General features: G+C 33.9%; 7 protein-coding genes. 3 read left to right on the forward strand and 4 right to left on the reverse strand.

Going from position 1 to position 4532, the window contains the following annotated elements; translation table 11 throughout:
• The first annotated feature begins 162 nt into the window (after positions 1–162).
• Together hpt and AC1DJR_RS22445 are read left to right on the forward strand one after the other, a co-directional pair.
• Entirely contained in the window at positions 163–690 is a 528-nt protein-coding gene (gene hpt / locus AC1DJR_RS22440) for a hypoxanthine phosphoribosyltransferase (RefSeq protein ID WP_000687586.1), read from the forward strand.
• 150 nt (positions 691–840) lie between these two features.
• Positions 841–1743 (forward strand): diacylglycerol/lipid kinase family protein, encoded by a 903-nt coding sequence (locus tag AC1DJR_RS22445; protein ID WP_477003538.1) that lies wholly within the window; start codon positions 841–843, stop codon positions 1741–1743.
• Between the two features lie 40 nt (positions 1744–1783).
• On the opposite strand, the gene AC1DJR_RS22450 is transcribed toward AC1DJR_RS22445, so the two are convergent.
• Positions 1784–2293, reverse strand: coding sequence for a DUF2199 domain-containing protein (locus AC1DJR_RS22450; protein ID WP_429686572.1), 510 nt, complete (start codon positions 2291–2293; stop codon positions 1784–1786).
• Between the two features lie 29 nt (positions 2294–2322).
• Positions 2323–2460 (reverse strand): DUF7003 family protein, encoded by a 138-nt coding sequence (locus AC1DJR_RS22455; RefSeq protein ID WP_002167499.1) that lies wholly within the window; start codon positions 2458–2460, stop codon positions 2323–2325.
• Positions 2461–2583: 123 nt separating this feature from the next.
• Between AC1DJR_RS22455 and AC1DJR_RS22460 the strand changes: the two genes are divergently transcribed.
• On the forward strand, positions 2584–3522 hold the full coding sequence (locus AC1DJR_RS22460) for an Rpn family recombination-promoting nuclease/putative transposase (RefSeq protein WP_477003539.1): 939 nt from the start codon (positions 2584–2586) through the stop codon (positions 3520–3522).
• On the opposite strand, the gene AC1DJR_RS22465 is transcribed toward AC1DJR_RS22460, so the two are convergent.
• Together AC1DJR_RS22465 and AC1DJR_RS22470 are read right to left on the reverse strand one after the other, a co-directional pair.
• Positions 3482–4075 (reverse strand): hypothetical protein, encoded by a 594-nt coding sequence (locus AC1DJR_RS22465; RefSeq protein WP_429686638.1) that lies wholly within the window; start codon positions 4073–4075, stop codon positions 3482–3484. The genes AC1DJR_RS22460 and AC1DJR_RS22465 overlap by 41 nt on opposite strands.
• A 13-nt stretch (positions 4076–4088) precedes the next feature.
• Positions 4089–4343, reverse strand: coding sequence for a hypothetical protein (locus AC1DJR_RS22470; protein WP_477003540.1), 255 nt, complete (start codon positions 4341–4343; stop codon positions 4089–4091).
• Positions 4344–4532: the final 189 nt, after the last annotated feature.

Here is a 4532-nt window from a genome sequence, read left to right on the forward strand (position 1 = left end):
TAATCACCCTTTATGGAAGCGTTTTCTTAACATAATCAGTATATCATATCATCTGATTATTTTGTGGGGATTTCTGTAAAAACCTTATATCTTCTTTGACTTTTTCCTTTCTATCCTTTACAGTCGAAATGTTCACAAGTTTTGCACTGTAGGAGGATTCAAATGAAAATTGAAATAAAAGACACTTTAATTTCTGAAGAACAATTACAAGAAAAAGTAAAAGAACTAGCGCTTCAAATCGAACGTGATTTTGAAGGAGAAGAAATCGTAGTAATCGCTGTATTAAAAGGATCTTTCGTATTCGCTGCTGATTTAATTCGTCATATTAAAAACGAAGTAACTATCGACTTTATCTCTGCATCTAGCTACGGAAATCAAACAGAAACAACTGGAAAAGTAAAACTATTAAAAGATATCGATGTAAACATTACTGGAAAAAACGTAATTGTCGTAGAAGACATTATCGATTCTGGTTTAACACTTCACTTCTTAAAAGATCACTTCTTCATGCATAAACCAAAAGCATTGAAATTCTGTACGTTACTTGATAAACCTGAGCGTCGTAAAGTGGACTTAAAAGCTGAATATGTTGGCTTCCAAATTCCAGACGAATTTATCGTTGGTTACGGTATCGACTGCGCAGAAAAATATCGTAACTTACCATTTATCGCTTCAGTTGTAACGGAATAATATAATAAAGTGAAACCTTAATCAGTGGGGTTTTTGTCCATCCCCAATGATTATCGGCCCACAAATAGCGGGATCAAATAAGCTTCCATGCATTATTGGTGGAAGTTTTATTTCTATCGTAATTTATAAAAACAAAGGGAGAGATGAAGAATGACAAAGACAAAATTTAAAAAAGTACTCCTCATCGTAAATCCGAAAGCAGGACAAGGCGATTTACATACGAACTTAACAAAAATCGTACCACCTCTTGCCGCAGCTTTTCCTGACCTACATATCCTTCATACGAAAAAACAAGGTGATGCAACAAAATATTGTCAGGAGTTTGCTAGTAAAGTAGATTTAATTATCGTCTTTGGTGGTGATGGAACTGTATTTGAATGCACAAACGGCTTAGCCCCTCTTGAAACTAGACCTACACTTGCAATCATTCCAGGCGGAACTTGCAACGACTTCTCTCGCACACTTGGTGTTCCGCAAAATATTGCAGAAGCAGCAAAACTCATTACAAAAGGACATGTAAAACCAATTGATGTCGCAAAAGCAAACGGACAGCACTTCTTAAACTTCTGGGGCATTGGACTCGTATCTGAAGTATCAAACAATATTGATGCAGAAGAGAAAGCAAAGCTTGGTAAAATTGGTTACTATTTAAGCACCATTCGAACTGTWAAAAATGCTGAAMCATTCCCAGTAAAAATWACTTACGACGGACAAGTRTATGAAGAYGAAGCTGTCCTTGTTATGGTTGGAAACGGTGAATATCTCGGGGGTATCCCATCCTTTATTCCGAACGTAAAATGTGATGACGGAACACTTGATATTTTCGTAGTCAAATCAACAGGCATTCAAGCGTTTAAAGATTATATCGGAAAGAAACTATTTGAAGACTCAAATGAAAATGACATCTTCCACGTCAAAGCGAAATCCATTCATATTGAAACAGAAGAAGAAAAAGAAGTAGATACAGATGGTGAAAGCTCTCTACATACACCGTGTCATATTGAGTTGTTACAAGGGCACTTTACGATGATTTATAATCCTAATGTTGTGTAATGAAAAAAACGAGTGATATCACTCGTTTTTTTCTTCTAATCTAATTATATCGTTGTATAATTTCTTGTATTTCTTTAACTCTCTCTAAAGTAATTCCATTTCTTTGTTCTATCGCTAAAGGGTGATCGGTTGGCTCTAATTCAACATACGGTGCCATTCCAACTTCTCTTATATGTACATTTGTCTTTAAATTTAGTGTTTCTGGATAAACTGGTATTTCTACAGATAACCAGCCAAAATGAGGATCACTATTCTCTCGTCCTCTCTCATCCCACTCTTCTAGTACTTTATCATAACTTTCTTTACTAAGTGATACCCACACAGTCCAGATGAAATTTTCGTGGTAATCAATTATAGGAATCTCTAAACAGCCTCTAATAAAATAATGTTCATCGTCCATTACACAAAGATCTGATGTTAAATGGAAGCGTCCCTCTCTTTCATGAGCCGCTACCTCGTAGTAATAAGATGGTGCTTCACTTCCGTAACATAAAGGGAATGTAAATCGGTTCATTTGTATCTTTTCTCCGGACTTTCTTCTTCTTTTCATCTATTATGAGTTCTCCTATCCTTTGAATTTCATTCACACTCAAAATCCATCCAATTTTTCCAATGTGTATTAGAATCCTTATTCACAATAACACTTGGATCTTTCTTCTCTATTGTAGCAGCTACTGATTGAAAAAATTCAATTTCACTAGAGTATAACATAGACATACTTGCCTTTCATTTTCTAATAATACTACTAACAAAATAGCAGAAGGGTCTGTTTGCATGGCCTAGTTCTTTTTAGGTACAATGAAAGAAAGAAACAACCTGATACAAGGGAGAGGAAAAGCTGTGTTCAACCAACAGTTAGTTAATTTACGCATTGATTTTGCATTTAAACAATTGTTTGGTACGAATGAGAGTGAAGATATTCTAATTGCATTTTTAAACGCTATGTTACAAGAGTCTTTAGAGTCGCCCATTGCTTCTCTACAACTAGAAGATCCACATTTACATCGGGAATATGAAGAGGATAAGTTATCTATTTTAGACATTTCAGCGACATTAAACACAGGAACAAAAGTAAATGTAGAAATACAGCTCAATAATAATCACGATATGATAAAACGTAGTTTATATTATTGGGGAAAATTATACACATCCCAATTACAAAAGGGCATGCCATATAGCTCACTGCATAAAACCATCACCATAAATTTATTAAACTTCATAATGTTTTCAGAACAAAACGCCTTCCATTCAACGAGTATATTATGGAATGCACAACAACAGAAACTCCTAAGTGACGACATAGAAATTCACATTGTAGAAATCCCAAAGTTAACAGAACAATGGCATGAAGAAAAAGTAAATCCGTGGAAAGATCCATTTGTTCGTTGGCTTTTATTACTTTCAGCAAATGAGGATGAGCACTTAACTAAAACATTGGAGGATATTGCTATGAACCAAGATCCTATTTTACAAAAAGCCATRAATAAATGGGAACGTATGAGTCAAGATTCTTCTTTCCGACAAGCCTATGACGCAAGGGAGAAAGTTTTAATGGATGAAGCAGCAAAATTCGCCCACGCAGAGACAGAAGGAATAAAAAGAGGAATGGAACAAGGAATAAAAAAAGGAATAAAAAAAGGGATTGAAAAAGGCATTGAACAAGGCATTGAACAAGGCATTGAACAAGGCATTGAACAAGGCATTGAACAAGGCATTGAACAAGGCAAGCTCTTTTTTATCAACTTTCCTCAATTCTTTCAATCTTCCAAACTAAACTAGCTGGATTGTTTTTCTCTAAAAAGGTTAATATCCACATAGTTTTTCCTTTGTCGTTCATCAACATCACTTTATGGTTTAACTTCCAAGCCACGTCACTAATATGATTAAACATTTTATACATATCTTCTTCTCTCATAAGCTTTTCCTTTTTGATTAACCGTCTCGTTCTATACTCCCTTATTTCTAAGTACATATCAGCATAAGCCACTTCATACTGCCAAATTATACTACATACATATTTTTTATTCGGACTACTCTTCTTTATATATACAAGTTCATTTTTATAATCCAAATCCAGTACCTTATTGTATGCTTTTTCTAACATCTCTATATCCCAATCACATTCCACAGCTAAACTCTTCATTTCAGTATGAACGATTTGAAGGGCTAATTCTTTTTTCTCTCTATCTGATAAATATGGAAAATCATTTACACTCCCATACTCTACAAACACATTCATATATCCAGGAAAAATTCGATATTTCTTCTCCCACTGATTTAATAATGAAATATTTTCACTAATATACCTCTTACATACTTGTATATAATTRATKCTCTAGCGCYAACTAATCARTTTCAACCCAGCCCATTCCCATAGAGAGAAATAAAAGCCCAACTACAAAAAAGAGCGCACCAATTAAAAAGTAGAACGGTGCTCCGTGCAGCGGATCACAAAATAGCTCTAAAATATTTTGTGCCAATACTGTCCATTTATCTTTTTTTGAATCTTTTTCTTTTAATTCTTTTACAAACCTATAAATACTTAGACCAATAAAAAAGATGCCTATTAATAGACATCCTACTATGATAAGAATTCCCAAATATARCACTCCAYTTAAAATATCCTTGTTATGYACACCYCATTTTAACTAAAAAAAGCRAAAGAGAACATAATTTCACTATGTTCTCTTTCGTTTCCTGAAAAATTTTATCACTTTTTTATTTACTCACAATCTGAAAACAAAAAGAAAAAAAGTAACTTTTTACACTAAAATTGACAAATTTACACC

The organism is Bacillus sp. 05T31, assembly GCF_056396725.1.

Coding starts and splice junctions, on each gene's coding strand:
- hpt (WP_000687586.1), top strand. CDS start 163: ATGAAAATTGAAATAAAAGACACTTTAATTTCTGAAGAACAATTACAA.
- AC1DJR_RS22450 (WP_429686572.1), bottom strand. CDS start 2,293: ATGAAAAGAAGAAGAAAGTCCGGAGAAAAGATACAAATGAACCGATTT.
- AC1DJR_RS22455 (WP_002167499.1), bottom strand. CDS start 2,460: ATGTCTATGTTATACTCTAGTGAAATTGAATTTTTTCAATCAGTAGCT.